The organism is Aeromonas sp. WP2-W18-CRE-05 (assembly GCF_014168615.1).
Classification (GTDB): domain Bacteria; phylum Pseudomonadota; class Gammaproteobacteria; order Enterobacterales; family Aeromonadaceae; genus Aeromonas; species Aeromonas caviae.
In genome coordinates this window covers 3711083-3736619 of the sequence record NZ_AP021917.1, presented here as the reverse complement: position 1 = coordinate 3736619, position 25537 = coordinate 3711083, and the positions used below count along the sequence as shown (strand labels likewise).

Here is a 25537-nt window from a genome sequence, read left to right as displayed (position 1 = left end):
AGAGTCGCAACGAAGTGAGAATGGCAACCGCCGCCCGTGTCCGCCGGGCCCGAGGTCAGGGTCTGGCTCGATCGGGATTCAGCAGAGGAGTGATGGCCATGGACAAACGTCAAAAAGGGTACGAAGCCTTCATTGCCGAGCTGCAAAAGCAGTGGCAAGAGACAGAACAGTTCCAGGGGGAGCGCCTCAACCGGATGATCGCCAAGGTGCAGGCCTATCTGGAGGCGGCCGGGGATCTGACCCAGGACGAGCTGGCGCTGATCGCCGAGTATGTGAAGCGGGATCTGGGCAACTATGACGAAGGGCGCAAGGATGAGCAGGTGGAGGAGTCGGCCTTCATGCTGGCGCTCAAGGACACCGCCTGGTCCTGGCTGGCAGACGTGACCGACCGCACCCAGGTGGAGTGGCAGGAGTTGGCGGACGAGCTGGAACACAAGGGGGTCTACCGGGCGGGGGACTGGGTGGGACTCGGGGTGCTGGTGTGCGATCACTGCGAGTGGCGCCATACCGTGCTGCATCCAGAGCAGCTTGGCACCTGCCCGGAGTGCGGGGCCGATGAGTATCACCGTGAGCCGCTGTCTCCTTGAGCCGCCAGACTGTGCCAAGCCATAAGCCAAACCATAAAAAGAGGCGCCCAAGGGCGCCTTTTTTGTTTATCGGGGTTGTGTGGTCTTAGCCCTTGCGCGCCCAGGGGTGGGCACGGGGGCGCAGCCACAGGGCCAGCCCCAGCAGGGCGGCGGCCAGGCCATACATGGGCCAGCTGCCAAAACGCAGATAGGGGGTCATGCCGTGGGCGGGGCGTACCTCGGCACGCAATACTCCAGCCTCGAACTGCGGGATCTGGGCGATGATGCTGCCGTCTATCTCGGTGACGATGGTGATGCCGGTGTTGGTGTCGCGCAGCAGCGGGCGGGCCAGCTCCAGGGCGCGCATGCGGGCGATCTCCATGTGCTGCCAGGGGCCGATGCTGGTGCCGAACCAGGCGTCGTTGGAGACGGTCAGCAGGAAGTCGGTATCCGGCTGCACGTTGCGGCGCACCTCGTCCGGGAAGATGATCTCGTAACAGATGGCGGCGGCAAACTTGAGCCCCTTGGCGATCAGGTTCGGCTGCACCTCGTCACCCCGGCTGAAGGAGGACATGGGCAGGTTGAAGAAGGGGGCGATGGGACGCAGCAGATCTTCAAAGGGCACGAACTCGCCGATGGGCAGCAGGTGGTACTTGTAGTAGCGGTTCTTGTGCTCGTAGTAGTAGGACTCCTTGCCCTCAGCATCCTGTACCCCCATGCCGAGCACGGTATTGAAGAAGCGCTGCTGTTTCAGATCGTAATGGATGATCCCCGCCAGCAGGCCGGTGTCGTTCACCTTCATCGCCTTGTCCAGGCTCTCCAGATAGGTACCCATCTCCTTCTCGATGGCCGGGATGGCGGACTCCGGCCAGACGATGATGTCGGCATCCTGGTTCTCGCGGCTGAGATCCTGATACTTGCGCACCGTCGGCACCAGGGCCTCCGGATCCCACTTGAGGGACTGCTCGATGTTGCCCTGCACCAGCGCGACCTTGACCGGCTCACCCCGGGTCACCCAGTTGAGCTGCATCAGCCCCTGGGCGGCGCCCACCAGGGCGACGGGGAGCAGCAGCCAGGCCGGCTTGCGGTGCTGCCATACCAGCCAGAGGGCGGAGGCGGTGAGCAGCAGGGCGAGGGTGATGCCTTGCACCCCGAGAAGGGGAGCGAAGCCCTTGAGGGGGCCGTCTATCTGGGTGTAGCCGAACCAGAGCCAGGGGTAGCCGGTCATCACCCAGCCCCGCAGCCAGTCGGCCATCAGCCAGAGCGCCGGGAAGGCGAGCAGCCAGCGGCTCCAGTGGCGGCCGGCAAAGAAGCGGGCGAAGAGCCAGCAGGCCAGGGTCGGGTAGAGGGAGAGATAGGCGCAGAGCCCGGCCAGCAGCACGAAGGCGGCCGGCAGCGGAATGCCGCCAAACTCCGTCATGCTGACGTGGATCCACCACTGCCCCGGCAAAAACAGCCCCATGGCGTAGCCGAAGCCTCGCCAGGCTGCCTGTTTGGGGGTGGCCTTGTCCAGCAGGGCGTAAAGGCCGAGCAGGGAGGGGATCACCAGGGGCCAGTAGCCGAAAGGGGAGAAGGCCAGCACGGCGATGGCGCCGCTGGCAATGGCAAACAGGCTGGTCAGGAGTTTCGATTTCACGGGGGATCGGGGCTCGAATTGGACTGAATGGAAACACAATGGCCGACATCTTAACCGCAAACCGGGTCAACGGCGAGCCTCGCGGTCGGCGTGGGCCAAGTGGCGGTCGCGCGGCGGGAGGGAGGCAAAAAAAGCGCCCCTGACGAGAGGGGCGCGTGATATGCGTGGGGCTGGGCGGGATCAGGACTCCGGCTGCGCCGCCGCATGATGCTCGGGGATCTTTACCTGCAACTGTTGCAGGCGACGGCGATCGGCGTGCATCACCTTGAACAGGTAGCCGTCGAGTTCGATCTCTTCACCCTTCTTGGGCAGGTGGCTGAAGGCGTGCATCACCAGACCGCCGACGGTGTCCACCTCTTCATCGCTGAACTGGGTGCCGAAGAAGTCGTTGAAGTCCTCGATCTCGGTCAGCGCGCTCACCGAGAAGACTCGCTTGCTGATGCGGCGGATCTCTTCCGGCTCGTCCTCGATATCGTCGAACTCGTCGTCAATCTCGCCGACGATGAGCTCCAGAATGTCCTCGATGGTCACGAGACCAGAGACACCGCCAAACTCGTCCACCACGATGGCCATGTGGTAGCGCTCTTCCCGGAACTCCTTGAGCAGGCGATCGACCCGCTTGCTCTCCGGTACGATCACCGTGGGACGCAGGATCTTCTCCAGCTGGAGCGGCTCGCTGGCATGCTGGCCGCCAAAACCGAACGGCAGCAGATCCTTGGCGAGCAAGATGCCCTCCACGTGATCCTTGTCTTCGTTGATCACCGGGAAGCGGGAGTGGCCGGATTCGATGATGACCGGCAGGAACTCGTCCACCGGCTGGGACTTCTCGATGGTCACCATCTGGGAGCGGGGGATCATGATGTCACGCACGCGCAGCTCGGCAATTTCGAGCACGCCCTCGATCATGTCCTTGGTGTCCTGATCGATGAGGTCCCGCTCTTCGGCATCGGCGATGACCTCTACCAGATCGTTGCGGTCTTTTGGCTCGCCCTGGAAGAGTTGGCTGAGTTTGTCGAGCCAGGTTTTCTTCGGCGAGCCGGTACTAGGGTGATCGTCGGTCATTTTCTCTCTTGGTTACTCGTATGAACACACTTGAAATCGTTGTGGCTATATGAGGATGGGCATCGGCTGTTTCAAGACGATGACCATCCGGTTCGTTACTCTTCGTCGTTCAGATAAGGATCGGCGAAGCCCAGTTCCTGCATGATGTCGCGCTCGAGCTGCTCCATCTCTTCGGCTTCCTCGTCCTCGATATGGTCATAACCTAGCAGATGCAGACTGCCATGCACAACCATGTGAGCCCAGTGGGCCATCAGGGGCTTGCCCTGTTCGACGGCTTCGGCCTCGACCACCTGGCGGCAGATCACCAGATCCCCGAGCAGGGGCAGCTCGAGACCCGGCGGCGCCTCGAAGGGGAAGGAGAGCACGTTGGTGGGCTTGTCCTTGCCGCGATAGGTGTGGTTGAGCTCGCGGCTCTCCGCCTCGTCCACCAGGCGCACCGTCACCTCGGCCTCGGGCTGGAAGCCCAGAATGGTGCCGTCGAGCCAGCCTTGCAGCTGGGCCTCGGTCGGCAGGCCGTCCGGGCTGGCGCAGGCCAGTTGCAGATCCAGGGTCACGCTCATTGGGCACTCTCTTTGCTGGTGTTCTCGTTGCGGGGAGTGGCTGCGCTCTTCTCGGCCGCCTGCTGGGCATCGAATGCCTCGTAGGCCTGCACGATGCGGGCCACCACGGGATGGCGCACCACGTCCTTGGACTCGAAGAAGTTGAAGGAGAGGCCATCGACCCCCTGCAACACCTCCAGGGCGTGGCGCAGACCGGATTTGGTGCTGCGAGGCAAGTCCACCTGGGTGATGTCGCCGGTCACCACCGCCTTGGAATTGAAGCCGATGCGGGTCAGGAACATCTTCATCTGTTCCGTGGTGGTGTTCTGGGCCTCGTCCAGGATGATAAAGGCGTCATTCAAGGTTCTGCCTCGCATGTAGGCAAGCGGCGCCACCTCGATGACGTTGCGCTCCATCAGCTTCTCCACCCGCTCGAAGCCCAGCATCTCGAACAGGGCGTCGTAGAGGGGGCGCAGGTAGGGGTCCACCTTCTGGGAGAGATCGCCGGGCAGAAAGCCGAGCTTCTCACCGGCTTCCACCGCCGGGCGGGTCAGCAGGATGCGGCGGATCTCCTGGCGCTCCAGGGCATCCACGGCGGCGGCCACGGCGAGATAGGTCTTGCCGGTCCCGGCGGGGCCGATGCCGAAGCTGATGTCGTGGCGCACGATATTGGCGATGTACTGGGCCTGGTTCGGGCTGCGGGGCTTGATGAGACCGCGCTTGGTCTTGACCGTGACCTCCTTGCCGTAGGGCAGGGAAGGGGCGGGTTCGTCGTCCTGCTCCAGCACGCGGGACTCCTGCACCGCCAGGTGCACCATCTCGGGGGTGATGTCGCTCACCTTGCTCCCCTTGAGGGGCTGGGTTTCCACATAGAGGTGCTTGAGGATGACGGCAGCCGCCTCCACCTGGGCCTGCTTGCCGATCACTTGGAAGTGGTTGTCCCGGTAGCTTATCTCGATGCCGAGACGGCGCTCCAGCTGCTTGAGGTTGTCGTCAAAGGGTCCGCACAGGCTGGCGAGGCGCTGGTTGTCGGCGGGTTCCAAATGCAGATTCAGGGTGGAGATGTGTCGGCTCAAGGTGTCCTCTTATCGGTTGTTCCCCCGCCAGGGGGCGGAGGAGAGAGTCATCAATGGGGTCTGAAGGCCGCAACGCCCAGATCATCGGGCACGTTGTCAGGACGACGGGCGAGGATCTCGCTCGGGGCCGTGGCGATGCGCAGGTTCATTTCGTCCTCGCCGCGGATGAAGCGGCCGCGCAGGGAGTAGGGGCGTACGTCGGTGATCTCCACGTCGGCGAAGCCGCCGATGAGGCGGTGCGGCCCCTCGAAGTTGACCACCCGGTTGTTCTCGGTGCGGCCACTGAGCTGCATGGGATCCATCTTGGAGGGCCCCTCCACCAGGATGCGCTGCACCGAGCCCAGCATGGCGCGGCCGATGAGCATGGACTGGTGATTGATGCGGTTTTGCAGTCGGGTCAGGCGGGCCTTCTTCACTTCCATGTCGACGTCATCGGGCAGGTCCGCGGCCGGGGTGCCGGGGCGCGGGCTGTAGATGAAGCTGAAGCTCATGTCGAAGTTGATCTCCTCGATGAGTTTCATGGTGGCCTCGAAGTCTTCGTCCGTCTCGTTCGGGAAGCCGACGATGAAGTCGGAGCTCATGGTGATGTCGGGACGCACGGCGCGCAGGCGGCGGATCTTGGACTTGTACTCCAGCACGGTGTGCGGGCGCTTCATCATGGTCAGGATGCGATCCGAGCCGCTCTGGATGGGCAAGTGCAGGAAGCTGACCACCTCGGGGGTATCACGATAGACCTCGATGATGTCGTCGGTGAACTCGACCGGGTGGCTGGTGGTGTAGCGAATGCGGTCGATGCCGTCGATGGCAGCCACCAGGCGCAGCAGTTCGGCGAAGGTGCAGACCTCCCCGTCGAAGGTCGGCCCCCGGTAGGCGTTGACGTTCTGGCCGAGCAGGTTCACTTCGCGCACCCCTTGCTGGGCGAGCTGGGCGATTTCATAGAGCACGTCATCCAGCGGCCGGCTCACCTCCTCGCCACGGGTGTAGGGCACCACGCAGAAGGAGCAGTACTTGGAGCAGCCTTCCATGATGGAAACGAAGGCGGTCGCCCCCTCGGCACGGGGTTCGGGCAGGTTGTCGAACTTCTCGATCTCGGGGAAGGCGATGTCCACCTGGGCACCGCGCCCCTCCTGCACCTGCTTGATCATGGTCGGCAGGCGGTGCAGGGTCTGGGGTCCGAAGACGATGTCCACATAGGGCGCCCGGCTGCGCAGGTTCTCCCCTTCCTGGGAGGCGACGCAGCCGCCCACCCCGATCACCAGCCCCGGTTTTTTCGCCTTGAGCTTCTTCCAGCGACCGAGCTGGTGGAACACCTTCTCCTGGGCCTTCTCGCGGATGGAACAGGTGTTGAGCAGCAGCACATCTGCCTCTTCCGGCTCCTCGGTAAGCGTGTAGCCATTGCTGGCATCCAGCAGGTCCGCCATCTTGGACGAGTCGTACTCGTTCATCTGGCAGCCCCAGGTCTTGATATGAAGTTTCTTGCTCATTGCTTCTCGTGACTGGTTTTGAAATCGGCAGGGTCAAAGGACCGGCCATTTTACTCCGCAATCCCGGTGCTGACCAGTCTGGGGCCGCCCGCCGCCATCAGGGCCGGCTTGTCGTCGGCAATTGCGCATCCCTCTCACTGTTTCTGCCGCCTCCTTGCGTTATCATGCCCCATTCGGTTCGGCCCTTGCCCCTTATCGCGGGGACTCCTTGCAGGAATCAAGTTATGGAACAGTGTGATATCGCCATCGTCGGCGCCGGCATGGTGGGCGCCGCCACCGCCTGCCTGCTGGCGGCAGAGGGGCTCTCGGTTCGGGTCATCGAGACCCGGTTGCCCGAGCCCTATGCCCCCGAGCAGTCGCTGGATCTGCGGGTTTCCGCCATCAGTCAGGCCTCGGTGGCGCTGCTGACCCGGGCCGGTGCCTGGCAATATCTGCAGCAGATGCGGCTGTGCCCCTATCGCCGGCTGGAGACCTGGGAGCTGGACGGCTTCGCTACCCGCTTCGACGCGGTGGATCTCGGGCTGCCCCAGCTCGGCTACATCATCGAAAACCGGCTGATCCAGCTCGCGCTCCTGAAAAGGATGGAGGATTTCCCGACCATCCAGACCCATACCCCGGCGGCGGTGACGAGCCTGCGCCAGAGTGCGGATGACGCGGTGCTGACCCTGGATGACGGCACCGAGCTGCAGGCGCGCTGGGTGCTGGCCTGCGACGGTGCCGAATCCCACACCCGGCGATTGGCCGGCATCGGGGTGTCGCGTTTCGAGTACCGCCAGCACTGCATGCTGATCAACATCGACACCGATTTTGCCCAGGAAGACATCACCTGGCAGCAGTTCACCCCGAGCGGCCCGCGCGCCTTCCTGCCGCTGCCGGGCCGCCATGGCTCCCTGGTCTGGTATGACAGCCCGGCCCGCATCCGGGCGCTGGCCGCCATGAGCAACGAGGCCCTGGCCGTCGAGGTGCGCCGCCACTTCCCGAGCCGCCTTGGCGGTTTCACCGTGACGGCCAAGGGGAGCTTCCCCCTGGTGCGCCGCCACGCCAACGACTATCACGCCGGGCGAGTGGTGCTGCTCGGGGATGCGGCCCACACCATCAACCCGCTGGCGGGGCAGGGGGTGAACCTCGGTTTCAAGGACGTGGCCTGCTGGGCCGGGTTGCTCGGCAAGGCGGGGGCGCAGTGGCACGAGCTGGCGCTGGCCGGGCGTTACGAGGGGCGACGCCGCCCTGACAACCTGCTGATGCAGTCGGGGATGGATCTCTTCTACGGGGTCTTCAGCAACGAGATAGGCCCCCTCAGGCTTGCCCGCAACCTGGCGCTGAATCTGGCGGACAAGGCGGGCCCCCTCAAGGAGATGGCGCTACGCTATGCGCTTGGGCTGGTATGAGGCAGTGCGTGGCACTGCCAGGTGCCAATCGGGTGGCATATCAATCCGTGTGATGGTGCCAGCCGGTTTTTTATATGGCCGCGAGGAGTGATCCAGGCGGCGCAGGGGCAAAACGGCCTCAGGCAAGGGGGGAGTACACCATGAACAAGGCATTGCTGGTGATCGATTTCATCAACGACATCGCCCACCCGGACGGGCGCATTGCCGCCTCGGCGGCCCAGGTGATCGAGCAGGACGCCATTGCGCACGCCAATCAGGCGCTGGCCCATGCCCGCGCTCACGGCTGGCTGGTGGTGCTCATCAAGGTGGGGTTTGACGAGGGCTATCTGCTGCAACCCAAGGGCTCCCCCATGTTTGGCCGTGCCCGGCAGTTCGGGGCCCTCTCCCTGGCGGACAGCGGCACCGACTTTCATCCGGATCTCGATGTGCAACCCGGGGATCTGGTGCTGACCAAACCCAGGGTCAGCCCCTTCTACGGCACGGCGCTGGAGCCTGCGCTACGGGCCAATCGCATCGAGCATCTCTATGTGTGCGGCGTGAGCACCAGCTGGGCCATTCAGGGGGCGGTGCGAGATGGTCACGATCGGGACTACGCCATCACCATCCTGGAGGATGCCTGCGCGGCGGCGGATGCCGCAGAACACCAGGCTTCCCTGCGCATGCTCGGTCGCATTGCCGAGATCATCAAGGTCGCGGAGCTGGCGGAACGGGACTGAGCCCGGCTATCCTCTCCTGCAGGCTTATCATGCACCTCATGCGGGCTCGGGGTGCGTCTCTCTCACCATGGCGAGGAAGCGATCCCGGATGGGATCGGCAAATTCCGGGTTCCACACCAGGCTGATTTCCCATTCCGACCAGGGGCCGGAGAGGGGGTAGAGGGTCACCTCCTTGCCCGCGATGAATCCCACGCTGCGCGGCAGGATGGCGTTGCCGATACCGGCGGCCACCAGGGCGACCAGGGTCTGGATGTCTTCCGCCTCCTGGATGAGACCGGTCAGCCGGTTGGCACCGAGGAAGCGGGCGATCTGCTGGCTGAGGCCCGGGCAGCGATGGCCCACCATCTGCAGCAAGGGATCGCGGATCAGCGCCCGCTCCAGGTCGAAGTCCGGCCCTGCCACCCGGGTGGGGACGGCCAGCACCAGTCTGTCCGTCAGCAGCCTGTGTTCCCTCAGCTGCGGCGCATCAGGCCGTCGCATGAAGCCCAGTTGCAGCCTACCCGCCAGCAAGTGCTCCTGCTGGATGGCGGAGGTGGTGTCCCGCAGGTGAACCAGCACGTCGGGGGCCTGCTGCTTGAAACGAGCCACCAGGGAAGGGGCCAGTGCGAAGCTGGAGAGCCCGAACCCGATGTTGAGGCGTCCGGCGGCACCGCTTGCCAGCGCCAGGGCATGCCGCTCGAATCCCTTGCCGTGATCCACCAGCGCCCTGGCCTGGGGCAGCAACTGGAGGCCGATGGCGGTCAGCTCGGCCCCATGGCGGCCCCGGTTGAACAGGGTGCTGCCGAGGGCCTGCTCCAGGCCCTGGATCTGCTTGGTCAGGGCCGGTTGTGTCACAAAAAGCCGGCTGGCCGCCTCCCGGTAGTTGGCACTCTCGGCCAGCATGACGAAGGCCTGCAATTGTCTCAGGTCGAATCTCATTCCATTTGGTTATCCAATGTGGCGATTTATTGATTATAAATTATCTAATATCCTTGTTCTAATGGTCTCGAAACGGGCCTGCTTGCCCGCTGTTCAGCCACAAGGAGTCATGTCATGTCGAGCGAACGCTATCTGTTCTTGATCAAGGGGAGCCTGGTGATGGCTCAGCCGCTGGCCGCACCGGAGACCGGGGAGCTGCTGACCAGCCTGTTGCAGCAGGGGTTCGTCGTCGCCCCCTTGCCGGTGTGGGCCAGCAATGCGGAGCAGGCGATCGCCTGTTACGAGGCCGCTGCCCAGCGGCAGGGCTTCGCCGATGCGCTGGCGGGGAGAGCCCTGTGAGCGCGGTGTGCGTGAGGGCCGAGGCCCTGCTGCTGGACATGGATGGCACCCTGGTCCACTCCACCGGCGACGTGGAAGTCGTGTGGCGGCGCTGGTGTCAGCACCATGGGCTGGATCCCGCTCCCGTGCTCGCCATGTGTCACGGCGTGCGCTCACGGGAGGTGATAGGGGCCCTGGCTCCCCAGCTGGACATGGCGGTGGAGGTGGCCCTGCTCGACGATCTGGAGATGGCATACGCTGCGGTGCCGATGCCCCTGGACGGTGCCCGGCGACTGCTCGAACAGTTGCCGCCGAGGCACTGGGCGCTGGTGACCTCCGCAAGCCGGAGGGTGGCAGAGCACCGGCTGCTGCACGCCGGATTGCCGCTGCCCCGTCTCCTGGTGTGCGCCGGGGATGTGGTACGGGGCAAGCCGGATCCCGAGCCTTATTTGCTGGCTGCCAGCCGGTTGGGACTGGCTCCGGCCGATTGCCTGGTGTTCGAGGATGCGCCAGCGGGCATCGCCAGCGCCCTGCAGGCGGGTTGCCAGGTGGTGCAGATGGGGGGAACAAGGCGGTATGACGACAGGCTCAAGGGCTGGCTGCGGGACTGGCGCGGGATCGAGATCGAGGTGGCATCGGACGGGCTCCATCTTCATCTGCCCGCCCCGCAGCCGGCAGAGGCCGGATGATGACGACAAGAGCCATGCCATTCAGGTGCCGCAAGATTGCCCGACGCTGGGGGAAGCCTGCTCGGCCGAGTAGCGTTCCACCCGGTTGCGGCCATTGTGCTTGGCCAGATAGAGCGCCTGATCGGCGCGAGAGAGCAGCTCGTCCAGATTGAAGGGGCCCTCTCTCTGGGAGGCGATACCGATGCTGACCGTGATGCAGACGGCGGGCTCGGCTCCATTTTCTTCCCCTGGCTGCGCGACGATTTTTCGCAGCCGCTCGGCCACCGCCATGGCCTGCTCCTCGCTGAGGCCGGGCAAGATGGCCACGAATTCCTCTCCCCCCAGGCGACAGAAGAGGTCCCCCGGTCGAAGCTGGTCGCGCACCCGGGCCGCGAAGCCGCTCAACTGGTTGTCCCCCTCTTCGTGACCGTGACGATCATTGATGCGTTTGAAATGATCGATGTCCAGCATGCAGATCGCCACAGGGTAGCGCTGCACCGTGAGGTGCTGGAGCAATTCATTGGCGGCCGACCAGAAGCCGGCCCGGTTCAGCGCACCGGTCAGGTGATCGTGGTGGGCCAGGTGTTTCATCTCCCGTAGCAGGCTGTTGCGGGCCGCCATGATGCTGGCGGCGGTCAGGGGGGTGAGAGCGATCAGCATGACCCCTATCCGGACGGAGAACATCCAGTACTGGGTCTGGACATCGTGATTGATGACGAGGTGGCCGTTTGAGAGGGCGATCAGGATCAGGGTGCTGTAACCCAGGGTCAGCAGGCTGGTGGCGAAGACGGAGTAGGTGACGGCGCACCAGAGCAGTGCCGGTACCGGGAAGGCGATGGATCCCGGCCCCTCGATGAGCAGGGTGAGCAGCAGGGAGGCCACCAGGCTCAGCAGCGGCATCAATCCGGTCCAGGAGAACTCGGTGCGGTAGAGGAGGGTGCGCCAGGGGGGCACGCTGTCATGGGGAGGCAGTGTCAGGAGCACCGGCAGTATGGTCATGTAGTTCACCAGCTCGCTGGCAAACCAGAAGCCCAGCCCGTAGAGCGGGGGGCCCAGAGACAGGATGGGATTGATGATGGCGCCGACCACGCCGGCGGCGAGGGAGGCGGCCAGGGTGTTTCGCAGCAGGAGCACGAGGGAGGTGGGGCGCCTGAGGAGCTTGTCGGCAGGCGCGAGCCGATGCATCAGCAGATACCCGACGCCGATGCCGGCCAGGTTGCCGCAGGTCAGCAGGATGGTTTTGAACAGGGGCTCGCCGGTGAAGAGGGCGGCGAGAAAAAAGCCCAGTATGCCGCCGGCCCAGCCCGCCGGGGTGGCCAGGCGTGGATAGCGCACCATGCAGCCGAGCAGGACCGCATTGGCAGGCCAGAAGGCCGCCAGCAGGTTGGGGGGGCGGGTGAAGATGCCGATCAGCGAGAACAGCAGTATCAGGGCGGCGACACACAACAGAGCGGACAAGGGCGTCAATGTGCATGAGGTACGTTGGCGTGCGATGTCCCCCATGGGGACCTCCTGACAAGAGAGGGTTTGTTCAGAGTATGGCTGGCACGTGACAAGGGTGAACGAGTGCGAGATGAAAACGCCCCCTGGTGGAGGGGGCGTGAAGGCTTACCTGAAGACCCGGAAACGCACGTCGTCGTCGATGAAGGTCTTGTCGCCGGCAGGTTGCTCTATGCTGCCAAAAGGCATCTGAGCACGGAGCAGCCAGCTGGCGGGCAGGTCCCACTCCTTGCGCACCGCATCGTCGATGAGCGGGTTGTAGTGTTGCAGGGAGGCGCCGATGCCCTCCTGGGCCAGGGTGGTCCAGACCGCGAACTGGGCGATCCCGGTGGCATGTTCGGACCAGATGGGGAAGTTGTCGGCATAGAGAGCGAACTTCTGCTGAAGATCCTCGATGACGGCGGTGTCTTCAAAGAAGAGCACGGTGCCAGCCCCGGCGCGGAAGCTGCCGTTGATCTTGGCTTCACTCTGGGGATAGGCCTCCGGCGGCACTATCTTCTTGAGCTCCGCCTTGACGATGTCCCACAGCTTGTGGTGCTGCTCGCCGAACAGGATGACGGCACGGGAACTCTGGGAGTTGAACGAAGAGGGGCTGTGCTTGACGGCATCCTTGATGAGGGCGGTCAGCTGGGCCTCGGAGTGGGTCACCCGGTTGCCCAGGGCATAGATGGTACGACGTGCTTTGATCTGTTCGATAAACGGACTGCTCATAACATCTCCTTGGTTGATGAATCATCACCGCCAGCGTTGCCGACAAAGGTCATCTGGCTCCGATTTCTCGAGTCATCGACTATAACACCTTGCGGGCAATAAACCGTCAACGACGAGTAATGACTGTTTCTACTTTTTATGGATATTCACATGACGGATGTGAATATGGCCGCGAGACACCTTGATATCTTTTTTATCATTAGCAGTGGATGTTAATGACTTCAATCAATATCTTTTGCAGATTTTTAATCTATAAAATTCATAAAATATGACATTTTATAGAGGGTGGCATGACGGCGGCGCTGATCAAGGAACGCTATTACATACTGACTCCGCTGTCGCTTCTCCTGGGAGGGCTGGTGCTGATCGCCACCCTGTTGCTGGCGGCAGCCAGCTACCTGAGCAGCATCGACAAGACGGTGGCGGGTTACGGTCACATGCTGGCCGCCCTCGACGCCACCCTGTTCCAGGACATGGCGCAGGACAACCGCCGCCAGCTTGGCGTGCTGGAGGCGTCCTTGGACAAGCAGGCCATCGCTGCCGGGGCATCGGCCATCAATCCCATCTGGCCCATTGCCCATCAGTTCAAGTACGACGCCCACTTCCTCTATTTCTACAATGCGCGCACCCATCGGCTCGACGGCTATCCCGACTGGCAGCAACCGGAGGGCTACCGGGCACAGGCGCGGCCCTGGTACCAGACCCTGTCCGGCGAGGGTGATGATCTCGTCTGGTTCGGTCCCTACCCGGAGTTCGATTCGGCCGGAGAGGTACTGACCCTCATCAAGCGGGTCAAGGATGATGAGGGGCAACTGCTTGGGCTGCTGATGGTGGACATGTCGTTCAGCGCCTTGCAGGGGGCGTTGCACCGGGCGGTGGGTGAGGACCCGGTGGCCCTCTACATCACCGAGCGCAAGGGCGGCAAGCTGGTGGTGGGGCACAATCTGTCGCTGTTGCCGCCCCGCCTCGAGCGGGAGACGCAGGCGGCCGGCCTGGACGGGTTCTGGGAAGGACGCCACCTGCAACACGCTCTGGAGGGGATGGAGTGGGATCTCAACGTCTATCTCCCCCCCTCCCATTTTCATGAAAACCTGCAAGACACCCTGCTGATGGTGGTGCTGCCCGCCCTGGCATTGCTCTGCATCTGGCTGTGCAGCCTGTGGTTTCTGGTGCGGATCTTTCGTCAGGAGCAGGCGCTGGTGCAGGGCTCGCTCAGCGGCCTCATCCGGGATGAGGCGCGAAAGGAGATCCAGCGGCGTCAGCGAACCTGGTTCGTGCACGGCAGCCTGGGAGAGATAGAACAGGTGCGAAACAGCCTGCTGCAAGGGCAGGATGCCCTGCTCCACGACCCTCTCACCGGCATCCTGAACCGGCGAGCCTTCGATCAGCAGCGGGCGGGGCTGGAGCAGGCGGGGAGGCCCTACTGGCTGGTGCTGTTCGATGTGGACAACTTCAAGCGCGTCAACGACAGCTGGGGACACGGTGTGGGGGATGCGGTGCTGTTTCGGGTAGCCACCATCATGGCGAGAACCCTGGGGGATGAGCAGGTCTACCGCATCGGGGGCGATGAATTTGCGGCCTTGCTGCCCTGGGAGCAGGCGGAGGTGGAATGCCGCCTGACCCACCTGCTCGGTCGGGTGAAGGCCCTGAAATGGCGGGAGTTCGCCGACGCCATCACCCTGAGCGCCGGCGGAGCGCGCTATCCGGATGATGCCCTGACGCTGCTCGAGCGGGCGGATGCCTGCCTGTACGAGAGCAAGCACCAGGGGCGGGATTGCTGGCATCTGGCGGCGTCGTCGCCCGTTGACGGGGAGGTTGTGACAGTATCTGTCTGACGGTGATCGCTGCAAAAAAGGGCCTTTGGGCCTAGAAAAGGGTCATGACGGGGATAATTTCTCGTGTGACCTTTTTTTTTGATGTGGTTTCAGGTGGTTAGCCTGCTTTCTTGCATCGTGTCGCGAACCGGAGACAGGGAGGGCTGGCCGTGAGGTGCCCCTTGCGGCAGTGGCGCGGGTCAGGGGGCTTTGTATAGTGCAGGGAAAAATAATCAATCATCAGGTTTGACAGGAGTACCCCATGAAAATGAAACCGTTTGGCATGAGCGCACTGGCGCTGCTGGGGGCGTTGCTGTTGGGCACAGGACAGGTGCAGGCATCCGAGACCCTCAATACCATTCTCGGCGGCGGAGCCGGCGGGGTGGCGGGCACCATGATCGGCAAGGAGCTGGGTGGCGACACCGGCGCCCTGGTGGGGGCCGCCCTGGGGGGCGCGGCCGGTGGTGCGGCCACGGCCAATAGGGGCAACAAGAACGAAGCTGCGCTCGGCGGCGCCGTCGGTGCCCTGGGCGGGGCAGCCATCGGCAAGAGCGTCGGTGGCAGCACGGGCCAGCTGATCGGCGCCGGTATCGGTGGTGCCGGTGGCTCCGCCATCGGAGCCAGGACCGGGGATGGTCACGAGAGCCGCGGCGATCGCTATTACGATGACAGGCGCTATCACAAGCACCACAAGAAACACAAAAAGCACCGCAAGCACAGATGGCATGACGACTGATGCCGCGGCAAGCTGACCGACAAAAAGGGGCCTTTGGCCCCTTTTTTGATCCCGCTGCCGGCCCGTGAGGGGCGGCGATCGGCCTCTTACACCAGCCGGTGCTGGCGCCTGCCAAGGGAGAAGGCGTTGATGTTGTCGATGAGCTGATCCGCGAGGCGCTGCATCGACTCTTCGCTGGCCCAGGCCACGTGGGGAGTCAGGATGAAATTGGGGTAACGCAGGGCCTGCATCAGGGGGTGATCCGGAGGCGGCGGCTCGACGCTCGCCACATCGAAGCCGGCGCCCCCCAGACGGCCGTTGCCGAGGGCTTCGAGCAGCGCCTGCTCGTCCACCAGGCCGCCACGGCCCACGTTGATGAGCAGGGCGCCCGGTTTCATCAGGGCCAGCTCCCGCTCCCCGATGAGATGGCGGGTGTAGGGGGTGAGCGGGCAGTGCAGGCTGATCACATCCGAACTTTGCAGCAGGGCATCCAGGGGCAGTCTGTCGTCATCCCCCGGGGAGCCGACCTGGCTCTGGGCATAGTAGACCTCCATCCCGATGGCGCTGGCCCGCTGTCCCAGCGCCTGTCCCAGGGTGCCCTTGCCGATGATCCCGAGGCGCTTGCCATGCAGATCCGTGATGGGGTGGTCGAAGAAGCAGAACTGGCCGCTTTGCTGCCAGCGCCCCTCCAGCAGGGACTGGCGCCAGGCGAACAGGTTGCGCGACAGGGCGAGCATCAGGGCCATGGCGTGCTCGGGGACGGAAGGGCCCGAGTAGTTGCGGATATTGCACACGGCGACATTGGCGGCGCGGCACGCCTCCAGATCCAGGTTGTCGCTGCCGGTGGCGGCCAGGGCGATCAGGCGCAGTTCGGGCAGCTGGGCCAGTTCATCGGCCCCGATGCGCACCTTGTTGATGATGGCGATGCTGGCGCACTTGAGCCGCTCCACCACCTGATCCGGCGCCGTGGTCGGGTAGCTTTGCCAGTGATGGGGAAAATCGGGGCGGCGCAGATTGATGCCGGTGTCCAGGGTGTCGCTGTCGAGAAACACGATTTGCTGCATGAAGCCTCCTGCCATTGGTTCGGACATGATGCCAAACATGGAGGGCGGCTGACCAGCGCGGTGGCATCGGGTCAAGTCCGATGGGGAAGGCAAAAGGCGGGTGGCTGTGCCTCGGAGGGACTCAGATCCAGCCCAGGTGCGTCAGCCAGCCCTGGATACGCCCCGGCGTCTCCTCCAGATCCATCAGGGCATAGGGGCGGTAGTTGAGCTTGTGGCTGCGGCGGCTCTCGCTTCTGCGGGCTTCGGCCGCCAGCAGGGGCCAGCGTCCTCCCTCCTCCTGATAGAGATCCAGGGTAGGGATGCTGCCCTGGGCTATCTGCTTGGCGAGGGTCTGGTTGCTCAGCTGGTTGGGGAAAAAGCCGTCGAGCAGCACCAGGGCATCGGGGGCGGGCAACTGTTCGCTGGCGATGAGGTTGGCGGCCCAGGCGGCGCTGGTACCCTGGGCCAGCAGCAGCTTGAAGCCCCCCTCCTGCAGCTTGGCATCCCCCAGCTTGCTGATGCGGGAGGCAAACTGCTTGCGAAAATCGTCGATGACCTGCTGTTTCTTCTCGGCGGCGGGGTCGAGCTCGGTCTGCTGCGGCGAGGGGAGCAGCAGCAGGGTATCGAAACCGAGGCGCCCCAGCTCCCGGGTCAGTTGCCACAGCTGGCCGCTGCGCTGCCAGTCGGGCAGCAGGATGACCAGACCCACGTAGTTGTCGCTGTCGTGCTTGGCAAACAGTACCTGTTGCTTGTCCACCCTGGTGCTGTCGGGTATTCCCTGCCAGTCGCTGCTCTGCCAGTAGTCGGGGGGAACCAGGGGGGCTGGATCCGGGGCGGCGCCTGACGGTGCCTGCCCGGCGCCGTGGGCGGCAAAAGCAAGCAGGGTCAGCAGCAGATAGGGGCGAAATGTCATGGGGGATCCTCCAGCACTCCCTCATAGCGGCCTCGCCGGGGGTTTCTTTAGGGCAAGGGGGCACATCGGCATCGGCGGTGGCGAAGAGGGTCTGACCGGCGGGCCGGACACGGGCCCGGGATTGTTCCAAATGGCAAAGCATTCCCGGTTTTGATTGTTCCATCCCGAGACCCATACATGGTTCAGTAAGGGCAGACAGACAGGGGGCCGGGGCATGTCGCCACTGGCCGCAGGCGGAGAATTCTCCCCCCTGTCTCGTCAGAACGAGAGGTTCACCCTCACTTTCCATCGACAGGGAGCGTTATCGCCATGAGCACCTTGGTTCACTTGCCCATCCTCGACCTGAGGCAGCTGGATGCCTCGCCCGACGCCCGGGCCGAATTTCTGGCATCGTTGCGCGATGCCGCGAGAGAGACGGGATTTTTCTACCTGACCGGCCACGGCATCGATCCCGAGCTGCAACAGGAGGTGCAGCAGCTGTCGCGGGCCTTCTTTGCGCTGCCTCTGGCGGCCAAGCAGCAGGTCGCCATGATCCACTCTCCCCATTTTCGTGGCTACAACCGACCGGGGGCGGAGCTGACCCGGGGTCAACCCGACTGGCGAGAGCAGTTTGATATCGGTGCCGATCGCCCTGCCTTGCCGCGCGCGGCGGGCGACCCGCCCTGGTGGCGGTTGCAGGGGCCGAATCAGTGGCCGGAGGCGCTGCCGACACTGCAACCCGTGCTGACGCGCTGGCGTGGGCAGATGACCCGGATGTCCCGTACCCTGCTCGGGGCTTTTGCCGAGGCGCTCGCACTGTCGCCAGATGCCTTCGATGCCCTGCACGGAGAGCACCCCAACGAACATATCAAGCTGATCCGCTATCCCGGTGAGCGGGGCGCCACCCAGGGGGTCGGTCCCCACAAGGATTCGGGCTTCCTGAGCTTCCTGCTGCAGGATGACCAGCCCGGCCTGCAGGTGGAGGTGGCGCCGGATCACTGGATCGACGCGCTCCCGCTTCCCGGCACCTTCGTGGTCAACATCGGTGAGCTGCTGGAGCTCGCCAGCAACGGCTACCTGCGGGCGACCGTGCACCGGGTGGTGCCGTCGGCGCCGGGGCAGGAGCGTCTCTCCATCGCCTTCTTCCTGGGGGCCCAGCTCGACGCCGTGGTGCCCGTCTATCCGCTGCCCGAGGCACTGGCCCGTGAAGCCAGGGGGCCTGCCACCGACCCGCACAATCCGCTGCTGCGGGAGGTGGGCTGGAACTACCTCAAGGGGCGGCTGCGTTCTCACCCTGATGTGGCATTGCGCCACCATGCCGATCTGTTGCCGGCGCCCCGGGCGCTGGCGGTCGGCGAAACCACCCATTGATTGCATGGCAAGGAGCACAAGATGAACAAGCACGGACTGTTTTCCCTGAGCGGCCTGGTATTGGCCCTCGGACTCTCTCTCTCCGCCCAGGCAGCCCAGGCGCTGCGGGTTGCCGCGGATCCACTGCCCCATGCGGATATCCTCGGCGAGGTGAAACGCCAGGACCCTTCGCTGGATCTGCAGGTGATCGAGCTCAGCGGCGGCATCAATGCCAATGCCCTGTTGGTGGCGGGTGATGTGGATGCCAACTACTTCCAGCACGTCCCTTACCTGCGGGATCAGGAGAAGGCGCTCGGCACCGAGCTGGTGGTGGCCGCGACCGTACACGTGGAGCCTCTTGGCATCTATTCGAAGAAGTTCAAGCACCTGAGGGAGGTACCGGAAAAGGCGGTGATAGCCCTGCCCAACAATGTCACCAACCTGAGCCGGGCCCTCTATCTGTTGCAGCACGAGGGGCTCATCACCCTCAAGGCCGGCCATGAGGATCCGGCGCGGGATCTGGCGACGGTGCACGACATCGCCACCAACCCCAAGGCGCTCAGGATCCTGGAGATCGAGGCGCCACAGCTGCCGCGCTCCCTCGACGACGTGGATCTGGCGGTGATCAATGGCAACTATGCCCTGGAGGCGGGGCTGGAGCCTGCCCGCGATGCCCTGGGGCTGGAGAGCGCCCAGAACAATCCCTACGCCAACATCCTGGTGACCACCCCGGCGCTCAAGGATGATCCGCGGATCCGCCAGTTGGCGCGGGATCTGGAGTCCAGGGCGATCGCCGACTTCATTCGCAAGAGCTACAAGGGGTCGGTGATCCCGGTGGCCGGGCGGCAGTCATGATAGTGCTGGAGGGGCTCGGCAAGCAGTACCCGGGGCACGGGCAACCCGCTCTGGAGGGGGTGTCGCTCGAGATTCCGGATGGGGCCATCTACGGCATTCTCGGGCGCAGCGGCGCGGGCAAGAGCACACTCATTCGTTGCCTCAATCTGCTGGAGCGGCCAAGCCGGGGCCGCATCCTGTTCGATGGCCGCGACATCACGGCACTGGAGGGGGCGGCCTTGCGCCGCCACCGTCAGGGGACCGGCATGATTTTCCAGCACTTCAATCTGCTGCACGCCCGCAGCGTGGAGGAGAACGTGGCAGTCCCGCTGGAAATCGCCGGAGTGGCGCGCCGGGAGCGGGCGGCTCGGGTCAGCGAGCTGCTGGAACTGGTGGGGCTTGGCGAGCACCGTCGCGCCTTCCCCTCCCAGCTGTCGGGGGGGCAGAAGCAACGAGTGGGCATCGCCCGCGCCCTGGCCGCCAATCCGCGCCACTTGCTCTGTGACGAGGCGACCAGTGCCCTGGATCCGGAGACCACGGAGTCGGTGCTGGCGCTGCTTGCCGACATCAACCGCCGCCTCGGGATCACCATAGTGCTCATCACCCACGAGCTGGAGGTGGTCAGGGCCATCTGCGATCACGCGGCATTGCTTGAACGGGGTCAGCTGGTGGAAAGCGGCGCTCTGGGCACCCTGCTGGCCAACCCAGACTCCCGCGTGCGGCAGGCCCTGTTGCCGGATCCCGAGATCCTGCGGCGTTTCATGGCGCGTCACGGAGTCACAGAGGAGGTGCGTTTATGCAGAGTCGCCTGAGTGCCGATGCCTTGCTCGAACTGATGTATCAGGGGGCGCTCGAAACGCTCTACATGGTGGGAGTGGCGGCCGTGTTCACCCTGTTGCTGGGGCTGCCGACCGGGGTGCTGCTGGTGGTGACCCGTCCCGGGGGCGTGCTGCCCTTGCCCCGTCTCAACATGGTGCTGGGGATCGGTATCAACATCGGGCGGTCGCTCCCCTTCGTGGTGCTCCTGATCGCCCTGATCCCCCTGACCCGGCTGGTGGTCGGCACCTCACTGGGCAGCACCGCCGCCATCGTCCCCATTACCCTGGGGGCCTTCCCCTTCTTTGCCCGGGTGGTGGAGAGCGCCCTTGATGAGGTGGACAAGGGGCGCGTCGAAGCCGTGCTCGCCATGGGGGGCAGCGGCTGGCACGTGGTCGTCAAGGCGCTGCTGCCCGAGGCCTTGCCGGCGCTGCTGGCCGGACTCACTCTGACGGTGGTGATGCTCATTGGCTTCTCTTCCATGGCGGGGGTGGTCGGTGGCGGCGGGCTCGGGGATCTGGCGATCCGCTACGGCTACCAGCGCTTTGACGACAAGGTGATGGCAGGGACAGTGGTCATGTTGCTGCTGCTGGTGCAACTGGTACAGGGGGTGGGGGACAGGCTGGTGCGGGCACTGGCCCATCGCCGCTAGGGGCACGGCTTCTCATCAGGTCGGCCGTGAGGTGCCAGCCAATAAAAAAGCGAGCCAAAGGCTCGCTTTTTTGCAATCACATCAAGGGGTCAACTTAGTTGACGCGACGCTTGAATTCACCGGTACGGGTGTCGATTTCGATCTTGTCACCGATCTCCACGAAGGCGGCAACGGCCAGCTCGTAGGAGGTGCCCTTCAGGCGGGCAGGCTTGGTCACTTTACCGGAGGTGTCGCCACGGGCGGCCGGCTCGGTGTACTCGACTTCACGCACGATGGTGGTCGGCAGTTCTACGGAGATGGCTTTCTCGTTGTAGAAAGTCACTTCGCAGAGGTCTTCCATGCCGTCTACCAGGTAGTTCAGGGCATCACCCAGGTTGTCTTTCTCGACGTCGTACTGGTTGTACTCGGTGTCCATGAAGACATACAGCGGGTCGGAGTAGTAGGAGTAGGTGCACTCTTTACGCTCCAGCTGAACGACTTCCAGCTTGTCGTCGGCCTTGAAGACGGTCTCGGTGGCGCTGCCGTTCAGCAGACCCTTCAGCTTCATCTTGACCACGGCGGAGTTACGGCCGGATTTGTTGAATTCAGCCTTCTGGACCACCATCGGCTCGGTGCCGATCATGACTACGTTACCAGCGCGGATTTCCTGTGCGGTTTTCATGTAAAAAATTCCTGTTCGTGAAACGGACGGATAAAAACTGCCAGATTATATACGGCTTTCTAAAAATTTCACCAACCTCGTGACGAGATCCCCGTCCGCCAGCAGCCTCTGTGGCCAGGTGCGCCCATGTTGCTGCCATATGGCCGCGTATTGCGGCCATTGTGCCCAGAGTTCAACGGTGTGTTCCCCCCGGTTGAGGGCATGGTTGAAGCGGCGCAGCCACTGACCGGCCGACGCTGGCAAGGGGGAGAGGTAGTGGTCGAGAAAACCGTCCAGCTTGACCATGTGGGCATCCTCTTCCTGCTGGTAGATATGCCAGAGGAAGGGGCGCCCCGCCCACTGGGCCCGCACGAAGGAGTCCTCCCCGCGCACCAGGTTGAGATCGCAGCTCCACAGCAGGCGATCGTAGCCCCTCTGATCGGTCATCGGCAGCAGCTTGATGGTGAGGTTGCCCGCCTGGAGCAGATCTCCGGCCCGGGCTCCGGGAATGGCCTCTGCCAGCCCTGCGCCGATAAGCACGTCGTCGAGGGAGCGCCCCAGCGGCAGCAGCAGGGTGACGGGGGGGACGCTCTGGCGCCAGCCCTCGACCAGGCTCCTGAGGGCCTCGCTCTCGTAGGTAAAGAGGCTGACCCGCAGCTCGTCTTCTCGTTGGGGTGGCAGGCCGAGGCTGGCCCAGTAGGCAGTCAGTCCCGCTTCATCCTGTTGCCAGCGCTCGCGCTCGACGATAAGGCCGTGCTCGCACAAGAGGCCGCCCGTTTTCTGCGTGAAACCCGGGAAGAAGAAGTATTTGTCGAGGCGCCGGCTGCCGACCTGCTGGGGCGAGGCGAGGCCATGGCAATCCTCGACCCAGCTCTCGGCCGAGAGGTATTCGAGGTTGATCCAGCAGGGGGGCATGGTCTGCTCGGCCATGCGTTCGATAAAGGGGGCGGGCAGCTCGCAGGCAAACGCCTCGATGACCACCCTGGCCGGGGTCATGTCGGCGGGGAGGCGCTCGTGCCAGTGCTGGACATAGATGCCATCGACCCACTGACCGTCCTGTGCGGGGTCGAGCGCCGGGCAGATGCGGGCGAAGCTAACCAGATCGTCCACCCAGAGCCGCACCTGCACCTCACTCTTCTGCGCCGGGAGCGCGCCTTCCTGTTTGAGCTGGCGGGCGAGCCGCCAGGTGACGCCGATGTCACCGAAGTTGTCGACGACGCAGCAGAAGATGTCCCAGTCGAAGGGGGGGAGAGGGCTTGTCATGGCGCGGGATCCCAGATGCAAAAAAACCGGTGCGCAGGGTAGCACACCGGTTGGTCGGCTTCTAACCGTCAGCGCGTGACGGGGTCTGTGGCAGGTTACTCCTTGCCGTAGACGTTGTTCTCCTGCTCGCGCACCCGGATGAAGGTGGTGCGTTTGGTGAGCTCTTTCAGCTGGCTGGCCCCCACATAGGTGCAGGTGGATCGCACCCCGCCCAGGATGTCGCGCACCGTGTTCTCCACCGGGCCACGGTAGGGCAGCAGCACGGTTTTGCCTTCGGAGGCGCGATACTCGGCGACGCCGCCGGCGTGCTTGTCCATGGCGCTGGCCGAGCTCATGCCGTAGAACTTCATGAAGGGCTCGCCATCGACCTCGACGATTTCACCGCCGCACTCTTCGTGAGCGGCCAGCATGCCCCCCAGCATCACGAAGTCGGCGCCGCCGCCGAAGGCCTTGGCCACATCCCCCGGGCAGGTGCAGCCGCCGTCACCGACGATCTGGCCACCCAGGCCGTGGGCCGCATCGGCACACTCGATGATGGCGGAGAGCTGCGGGTAGCCGACCCCGGTCTTGACCCGGGTGGTGCAGACCGAGCCCGGGCCTATGCCCACCTTGACGATGTCGGCGCCGGAGAGGATCAGCTCCTCCACCATCTCGCCGGTCACCACGTTGCCCGCCAGGATGACGTGGTTCGGGCAGGCCTCGCGGATCTTGCGCAGAAACTCGACGAAGTGCTGGGAGTAGCCGTTGGCCACGTCCACGCAGATGAAGCGCAGGGCGCTGGACATCGCGAGGATCTGGCGGGTCTTGGTGAAGTCCTCCTCCGAGGTGCCGGTGGAGACCATTACGTGGCCCAGCAGGGCCGGGTCGGTCTCATTGACGAAGGTTTGCCACTGCGCAAGGCTGTAGTGCTTGTGCACCGCCGTCATCATCTCGAAGCTGGCCAGGGTACGCGCCATGGCGAAGCTGCCGACGGTATCCATGTTGGCGGCGATGACGGGCACGCCCTGCCATTGGGTCTGGGTGTGCTTGAAGGTGAACTGGCGGGTCAGGCTGACTTGGGAACGGCTCTTGAGAGTAGAGCGCTTGGGGCGAAACAGGACATCCTTGAAACCGAGCTTCAAGTCTTCTTCGATACGCATTGCGAATTCCTTATTGAGCCTTGTGTGAGAGCTCACTTTGCAGTGGCAACTTTTCGGCAGGCGCAAAAAAACCGGTGGTTTTCAGGCCCTCCGGTTTACAGCAGTGTAGGCAAAAATCCCGTCAGAACAAGACTGATAATTCACGCACCGCTGTGGTAGCCTTTGGCGTCACAACCTGAGGATGGCCGCCAGCGTCATCCAGCACCCTGTTCTCCCCTCGTTTTCCTGCTGCATTCCCCACTCACGCACCGTGCCCGGCATGGATTGTCGCCTGTTGGCACCGCGTCCAGAGCCCGCTCCCCTGCACGCCAGAATCCGGTTGACCCGGCAGTTGGCTGTGATACATCTGGGCGCAAGACTGACAAGGCGAGAGAGCAAGATGGGCAAGAGAATGGTGGCGGCGGCCATGATGTGGGCGCTGTGCGGCAGCGCGATGGCGGCCCAGACCAGCTATGGCTGGATCGAGAAGGGGGTGCTGATGCCCTACGGAGTGGCGGTCAAGATGAAGCTCGATACCGGTGCCCTCACTTCGTCGCTGGATGCCCGCGACCTGAAGCATTTCAAGAAGGATGGCAAGCCCTGGGTGCGCTTCAACCTGGTGCTGACCGATGCCAATACCGACAAGGTGGTGCGCCGGAGCGTGGAGCGACCTGTGGAGCGCAGCGTGACGGTGCGCGGGGCGGGCGGCATGGAGCAGCGCCCGACGGTGACCATGTCCGTCTGCGTCGGGGACCAGGTCTACAAGGAGTGGTTCGCGAATTCAACTTCGAAGTGCGACACTCGCCTATGCCGCCTGACGGTACTCTTCGAATACCTTGACAGGCTGCCTGAATCCGAGACATTTCCGAGGTCGTAGGTTGAGCCACTGCTCCGCTCTCCTGACATCCTCGTCCGTGACCTCTCTCAGGTCTGTTCCCTTTGGGATAAACTGCCTCAACAGCCCATTGCTGTTCTCGTTCAGACCGCGCTCCCACGAAGAGTAAGGGTGCGCAAAGTAAGTCTCGGCACCCAGCGCTTCCTCTATCGCCTTGTGTTCGGCAAACTCGCCGCCGTTGTCAAAGGTGATGGTATGCACCTGCTCGATGTAGGGCGTTAACATCTCGATTATCGCATCCCGCACCACCCCAGCCTGTTTGCTCGCGACCCGCTTGACCAGATAGAGCCGGCTCTTGCGCTCCACCAGGGTGACCAGTGCACCTGTGCCTTGCTTGCCCAGCACCGTGTCCGCCTCCCAATCACCGAGCCGCTCCCGGCTATCGACGATAGCCGGCCGTTCATCAATAGAGCGGGCTTCCTTGATGGGAGAACGCAGGCTGCTCGCCCCCTTGCGGTAGCGCTTGTGGCCCTGGCGCAGATGGCGGTACAACTGGCCACCCCGGGCTTTGTCGGCGGCCACATGGCGGTATATCCACTCGTGACTCACCATGAGGCCTATCTGCTTGCCCACCGCGCTTATCTGCTCCGGGCTCCACCACCAGGCGAGTGTCAGCTCGACAAACTGGATGACATCGGCAGATAGCCGAGATTTGGCCGCACTGGCCCGTCGGTGGGTGGCGTGCTGATGCGCATTGTCTGGCTGGTAGCCCTGCGGCCCGGCGTTACGACGCAGCTCCCGGTAGAGGGTGGAGCGATGAACGCCAATGGCGCGTGCGGTGGCAAGGATGGACATCCCCTGTGCGCGAAGCACCGATAACTGGTATCGTTGCCCCTCGGTCAACTGCTGATAGCTCATGGTGATACTGCTTTTACTTTGGCGAGCAGAAGGGTACCACCAATCAGCAGTTGGCCACCTCTCGC

Annotated in this window: 26 protein-coding genes; 12 read left to right on the top strand and 14 right to left on the bottom strand. The window is 63.9% G+C overall.

Annotated elements, in window-relative coordinates; all coding sequences use genetic code 11:
* The first annotated feature begins 98 nt into the window (after positions 1–98).
* Entirely contained in the window at positions 99–587 is a 489-nt protein-coding gene (locus H7R73_RS17370) for a zinc ribbon-containing protein (RefSeq protein WP_005298255.1), read from the top strand.
* Positions 588–672: 85 nt separating this feature from the next.
* On the opposite strand, the gene lnt is transcribed toward H7R73_RS17370, so the two are convergent.
* The 5 genes from lnt to miaB form a co-directional block, all read right to left on the bottom strand.
* Positions 673–2202, bottom strand: coding sequence for an apolipoprotein N-acyltransferase (gene lnt, locus H7R73_RS17365; protein ID WP_180911432.1), 1530 nt, complete (start codon positions 2200–2202; stop codon positions 673–675).
* A 180-nt stretch (positions 2203–2382) separates the two neighbouring features.
* Positions 2383–3264: a CNNM family magnesium/cobalt transport protein CorC gene (corC, locus tag H7R73_RS17360; RefSeq protein ID WP_010673769.1), complete on the bottom strand. Its 882-nt coding sequence runs from the start codon at positions 3262–3264 to the stop codon at positions 2383–2385.
* A gap of 95 nt (positions 3265–3359) precedes the next feature.
* On the bottom strand, positions 3360–3824 hold the full coding sequence (gene ybeY / locus H7R73_RS17355; RefSeq protein ID WP_039041101.1) for an rRNA maturation RNase YbeY: 465 nt from the start codon (positions 3822–3824) through the stop codon (positions 3360–3362).
* Complete coding sequence (locus tag H7R73_RS17350) at positions 3821–4879, bottom strand: PhoH family protein (RefSeq protein ID WP_010673771.1); 1059 nt, start codon at positions 4877–4879, stop codon at positions 3821–3823. The genes ybeY and H7R73_RS17350 overlap by 4 nt, the downstream gene beginning before the upstream one ends.
* Before the next feature lie 50 nt (positions 4880–4929).
* Positions 4930–6363 carry a tRNA (N6-isopentenyl adenosine(37)-C2)-methylthiotransferase MiaB gene (gene miaB / locus H7R73_RS17345; protein ID WP_010673772.1) on the bottom strand — a complete coding sequence of 478 codons (1434 nt, stop codon included), beginning with the start codon at positions 6361–6363 and terminating at the stop codon, positions 4930–4932.
* A 224-nt stretch (positions 6364–6587) separates the two neighbouring features.
* On the opposite strand from miaB, the gene H7R73_RS17340 reads away from it, so the two are divergent.
* Together H7R73_RS17340 and H7R73_RS17335 are read left to right on the top strand one after the other, a co-directional pair.
* Positions 6588–7751: an FAD-dependent monooxygenase gene (locus H7R73_RS17340; protein ID WP_010673773.1), complete on the top strand. Its 1164-nt coding sequence runs from the start codon at positions 6588–6590 to the stop codon at positions 7749–7751.
* Positions 7752–7891: 140 nt separating this feature from the next.
* Complete coding sequence (locus H7R73_RS17335) at positions 7892–8467, top strand: cysteine hydrolase family protein (RefSeq protein WP_039041100.1); 576 nt, start codon at positions 7892–7894, stop codon at positions 8465–8467.
* Positions 8468–8503: 36 nt separating this feature from the next.
* On the opposite strand, the gene H7R73_RS17330 is transcribed toward H7R73_RS17335, so the two are convergent.
* Positions 8504–9385, bottom strand: a complete 882-nt coding sequence (locus H7R73_RS17330; protein WP_042879667.1) for a LysR family transcriptional regulator — start codon at positions 9383–9385, stop codon at positions 8504–8506.
* 114 nt (positions 9386–9499) lie between these two features.
* Between H7R73_RS17330 and H7R73_RS17325 the strand changes: the two genes are divergently transcribed.
* Together H7R73_RS17325 and H7R73_RS17320 are read left to right on the top strand one after the other, a co-directional pair.
* Entirely contained in the window at positions 9500–9724 is a 225-nt protein-coding gene (locus H7R73_RS17325; RefSeq protein ID WP_103259686.1) for a hypothetical protein, read from the top strand.
* On the top strand, positions 9721–10392 hold the full coding sequence (locus H7R73_RS17320; RefSeq protein ID WP_103259687.1) for an HAD-IA family hydrolase: 672 nt from the start codon (positions 9721–9723) through the stop codon (positions 10390–10392). The genes H7R73_RS17325 and H7R73_RS17320 overlap by 4 nt, the downstream gene beginning before the upstream one ends.
* Before the next feature lie 21 nt (positions 10393–10413).
* Here the strand turns inward: H7R73_RS17320 and H7R73_RS17315 are convergent, their stop codons facing one another.
* Together H7R73_RS17315 and H7R73_RS17310 are read right to left on the bottom strand one after the other, a co-directional pair.
* Positions 10414–11874, bottom strand: coding sequence for a sensor domain-containing diguanylate cyclase (locus H7R73_RS17315; protein ID WP_232092704.1), 1461 nt, complete (start codon positions 11872–11874; stop codon positions 10414–10416).
* A gap of 105 nt (positions 11875–11979) precedes the next feature.
* Complete coding sequence (locus H7R73_RS17310; protein ID WP_103259688.1) at positions 11980–12582, bottom strand: nitroreductase family protein; 603 nt, start codon at positions 12580–12582, stop codon at positions 11980–11982.
* A 290-nt stretch (positions 12583–12872) separates the two neighbouring features.
* On the opposite strand from H7R73_RS17310, the gene H7R73_RS17305 reads away from it, so the two are divergent.
* On the top strand, positions 12873–14417 hold the full coding sequence (locus tag H7R73_RS17305; protein ID WP_103259689.1) for a sensor domain-containing diguanylate cyclase: 1545 nt from the start codon (positions 12873–12875) through the stop codon (positions 14415–14417).
* 241 nt (positions 14418–14658) lie between these two features.
* Positions 14659–15132: a YMGG-like glycine zipper-containing protein gene (locus tag H7R73_RS17300; protein ID WP_039041096.1), complete on the top strand. Its 474-nt coding sequence runs from the start codon at positions 14659–14661 to the stop codon at positions 15130–15132.
* Between the two features lie 86 nt (positions 15133–15218).
* Here the strand turns inward: H7R73_RS17300 and H7R73_RS17295 are convergent, their stop codons facing one another.
* Positions 15219–16175 carry a D-2-hydroxyacid dehydrogenase gene (locus H7R73_RS17295; protein ID WP_039041095.1) on the bottom strand — a complete coding sequence of 319 codons (957 nt, stop codon included), beginning with the start codon at positions 16173–16175 and terminating at the stop codon, positions 15219–15221.
* Positions 16176–16296: 121 nt separating this feature from the next.
* Positions 16297–17067, bottom strand: coding sequence for a DUF3530 family protein (locus tag H7R73_RS17290; RefSeq protein ID WP_039041094.1), 771 nt, complete (start codon positions 17065–17067; stop codon positions 16297–16299).
* 309 nt (positions 17068–17376) lie between these two features.
* Between H7R73_RS17290 and H7R73_RS17285 the strand changes: the two genes are divergently transcribed.
* Genes H7R73_RS17285 through H7R73_RS17270 form a run of 4 tightly spaced genes read left to right on the top strand, consistent with a single transcriptional unit; the run spans position 17377 to position 20698 of the window.
* On the top strand, positions 17377–18417 hold the full coding sequence (locus H7R73_RS17285) for an isopenicillin N synthase family dioxygenase (protein WP_103259690.1): 1041 nt from the start codon (positions 17377–17379) through the stop codon (positions 18415–18417).
* Between the two features lie 21 nt (positions 18418–18438).
* Positions 18439–19251 (top strand): MetQ/NlpA family ABC transporter substrate-binding protein, encoded by an 813-nt coding sequence (locus tag H7R73_RS17280; RefSeq protein WP_042014517.1) that lies wholly within the window; start codon positions 18439–18441, stop codon positions 19249–19251.
* Entirely contained in the window at positions 19248–20042 is a 795-nt protein-coding gene (locus H7R73_RS17275) for a methionine ABC transporter ATP-binding protein (protein WP_010673786.1), read from the top strand. Before H7R73_RS17280 ends, H7R73_RS17275 begins: the two co-directional genes overlap by 4 nt.
* A complete protein-coding gene (locus H7R73_RS17270; RefSeq protein WP_103259691.1) occupies positions 20027–20698 on the top strand; it encodes a methionine ABC transporter permease in 672 nt (223 codons plus the stop codon). The genes H7R73_RS17275 and H7R73_RS17270 overlap by 16 nt, the downstream gene beginning before the upstream one ends.
* 94 nt (positions 20699–20792) lie before the next feature.
* Here H7R73_RS17270 and efp read toward each other — a convergent pair whose 3' ends face one another.
* From efp to H7R73_RS17255, 3 genes are all read right to left on the bottom strand, one after another.
* On the bottom strand, positions 20793–21359 hold the full coding sequence (gene efp / locus H7R73_RS17265; protein ID WP_010673788.1) for an elongation factor P: 567 nt from the start codon (positions 21357–21359) through the stop codon (positions 20793–20795).
* Between the two features lie 45 nt (positions 21360–21404).
* On the bottom strand, positions 21405–22601 hold the full coding sequence (earP, locus tag H7R73_RS17260; protein ID WP_103259692.1) for an elongation factor P maturation arginine rhamnosyltransferase EarP: 1197 nt from the start codon (positions 22599–22601) through the stop codon (positions 21405–21407).
* Between the two features lie 95 nt (positions 22602–22696).
* Positions 22697–23740: a GMP reductase gene (locus tag H7R73_RS17255; RefSeq protein WP_039041089.1), complete on the bottom strand. Its 1044-nt coding sequence runs from the start codon at positions 23738–23740 to the stop codon at positions 22697–22699.
* Between the two features lie 391 nt (positions 23741–24131).
* Here H7R73_RS17255 and H7R73_RS17250 point away from each other — a divergent pair, with 391 nt between their 5' ends.
* Entirely contained in the window at positions 24132–24596 is a 465-nt protein-coding gene (locus H7R73_RS17250) for an ATP-dependent zinc protease family protein (protein WP_232092791.1), read from the top strand.
* On the opposite strand, the gene H7R73_RS17245 is transcribed toward H7R73_RS17250, so the two are convergent.
* Positions 24525–25472 carry an IS30-like element ISAs2 family transposase gene (locus H7R73_RS17245; RefSeq protein ID WP_019706001.1) on the bottom strand — a complete coding sequence of 316 codons (948 nt, stop codon included), beginning with the start codon at positions 25470–25472 and terminating at the stop codon, positions 24525–24527. The genes H7R73_RS17250 and H7R73_RS17245 overlap by 72 nt on opposite strands.
* Positions 25473–25537: the final 65 nt, after the last annotated feature.

What these genes read in the sequence shown, in the direction of transcription:
- H7R73_RS17370 (WP_005298255.1), top strand. Translation starts at nt 99, where the DNA reads ATGGACAAACGTCAAAAAGGGTACGAAGCCTTCATTGCCGAGCTGCAA.
- corC (WP_010673769.1), bottom strand. Translation starts at nt 3,264, where the DNA reads ATGACCGACGATCACCCTAGTACCGGCTCGCCGAAGAAAACCTGGCTC.
- ybeY (WP_039041101.1), bottom strand. Translation starts at nt 3,824, where the DNA reads ATGAGCGTGACCCTGGATCTGCAACTGGCCTGCGCCAGCCCGGACGGC.
- miaB (WP_010673772.1), bottom strand. Translation starts at nt 6,363, where the DNA reads ATGAGCAAGAAACTTCATATCAAGACCTGGGGCTGCCAGATGAACGAG.
- H7R73_RS17340 (WP_010673773.1), top strand. Translation starts at nt 6,588, where the DNA reads ATGGAACAGTGTGATATCGCCATCGTCGGCGCCGGCATGGTGGGCGCC.
- H7R73_RS17335 (WP_039041100.1), top strand. Translation starts at nt 7,892, where the DNA reads ATGAACAAGGCATTGCTGGTGATCGATTTCATCAACGACATCGCCCAC.
- H7R73_RS17330 (WP_042879667.1), bottom strand. Translation starts at nt 9,385, where the DNA reads ATGAGATTCGACCTGAGACAATTGCAGGCCTTCGTCATGCTGGCCGAG.
- H7R73_RS17325 (WP_103259686.1), top strand. Translation starts at nt 9,500, where the DNA reads ATGTCGAGCGAACGCTATCTGTTCTTGATCAAGGGGAGCCTGGTGATG.
- H7R73_RS17315 (WP_232092704.1), bottom strand. Translation starts at nt 11,874, where the DNA reads ATGGGGGACATCGCACGCCAACGTACCTCATGCACATTGACGCCCTTG.
- H7R73_RS17310 (WP_103259688.1), bottom strand. Translation starts at nt 12,582, where the DNA reads ATGAGCAGTCCGTTTATCGAACAGATCAAAGCACGTCGTACCATCTAT.
- H7R73_RS17305 (WP_103259689.1), top strand. Translation starts at nt 12,873, where the DNA reads ATGACGGCGGCGCTGATCAAGGAACGCTATTACATACTGACTCCGCTG.
- H7R73_RS17300 (WP_039041096.1), top strand. Translation starts at nt 14,659, where the DNA reads ATGAAAATGAAACCGTTTGGCATGAGCGCACTGGCGCTGCTGGGGGCG.
- H7R73_RS17295 (WP_039041095.1), bottom strand. Translation starts at nt 16,175, where the DNA reads ATGCAGCAAATCGTGTTTCTCGACAGCGACACCCTGGACACCGGCATC.
- H7R73_RS17290 (WP_039041094.1), bottom strand. Translation starts at nt 17,067, where the DNA reads ATGACATTTCGCCCCTATCTGCTGCTGACCCTGCTTGCTTTTGCCGCC.
- H7R73_RS17285 (WP_103259690.1), top strand. Translation starts at nt 17,377, where the DNA reads ATGAGCACCTTGGTTCACTTGCCCATCCTCGACCTGAGGCAGCTGGAT.
- H7R73_RS17280 (WP_042014517.1), top strand. Translation starts at nt 18,439, where the DNA reads ATGAACAAGCACGGACTGTTTTCCCTGAGCGGCCTGGTATTGGCCCTC.
- H7R73_RS17275 (WP_010673786.1), top strand. Translation starts at nt 19,248, where the DNA reads ATGATAGTGCTGGAGGGGCTCGGCAAGCAGTACCCGGGGCACGGGCAA.
- H7R73_RS17270 (WP_103259691.1), top strand. Translation starts at nt 20,027, where the DNA reads ATGCAGAGTCGCCTGAGTGCCGATGCCTTGCTCGAACTGATGTATCAG.
- efp (WP_010673788.1), bottom strand. Translation starts at nt 21,359, where the DNA reads ATGAAAACCGCACAGGAAATCCGCGCTGGTAACGTAGTCATGATCGGC.
- earP (WP_103259692.1), bottom strand. Translation starts at nt 22,601, where the DNA reads ATGACAAGCCCTCTCCCCCCCTTCGACTGGGACATCTTCTGCTGCGTC.
- H7R73_RS17255 (WP_039041089.1), bottom strand. Translation starts at nt 23,740, where the DNA reads ATGCGTATCGAAGAAGACTTGAAGCTCGGTTTCAAGGATGTCCTGTTT.
- H7R73_RS17250 (WP_232092791.1), top strand. Translation starts at nt 24,132, where the DNA reads ATGGTGGCGGCGGCCATGATGTGGGCGCTGTGCGGCAGCGCGATGGCG.
- H7R73_RS17245 (WP_019706001.1), bottom strand. Translation starts at nt 25,472, where the DNA reads ATGAGCTATCAGCAGTTGACCGAGGGGCAACGATACCAGTTATCGGTG.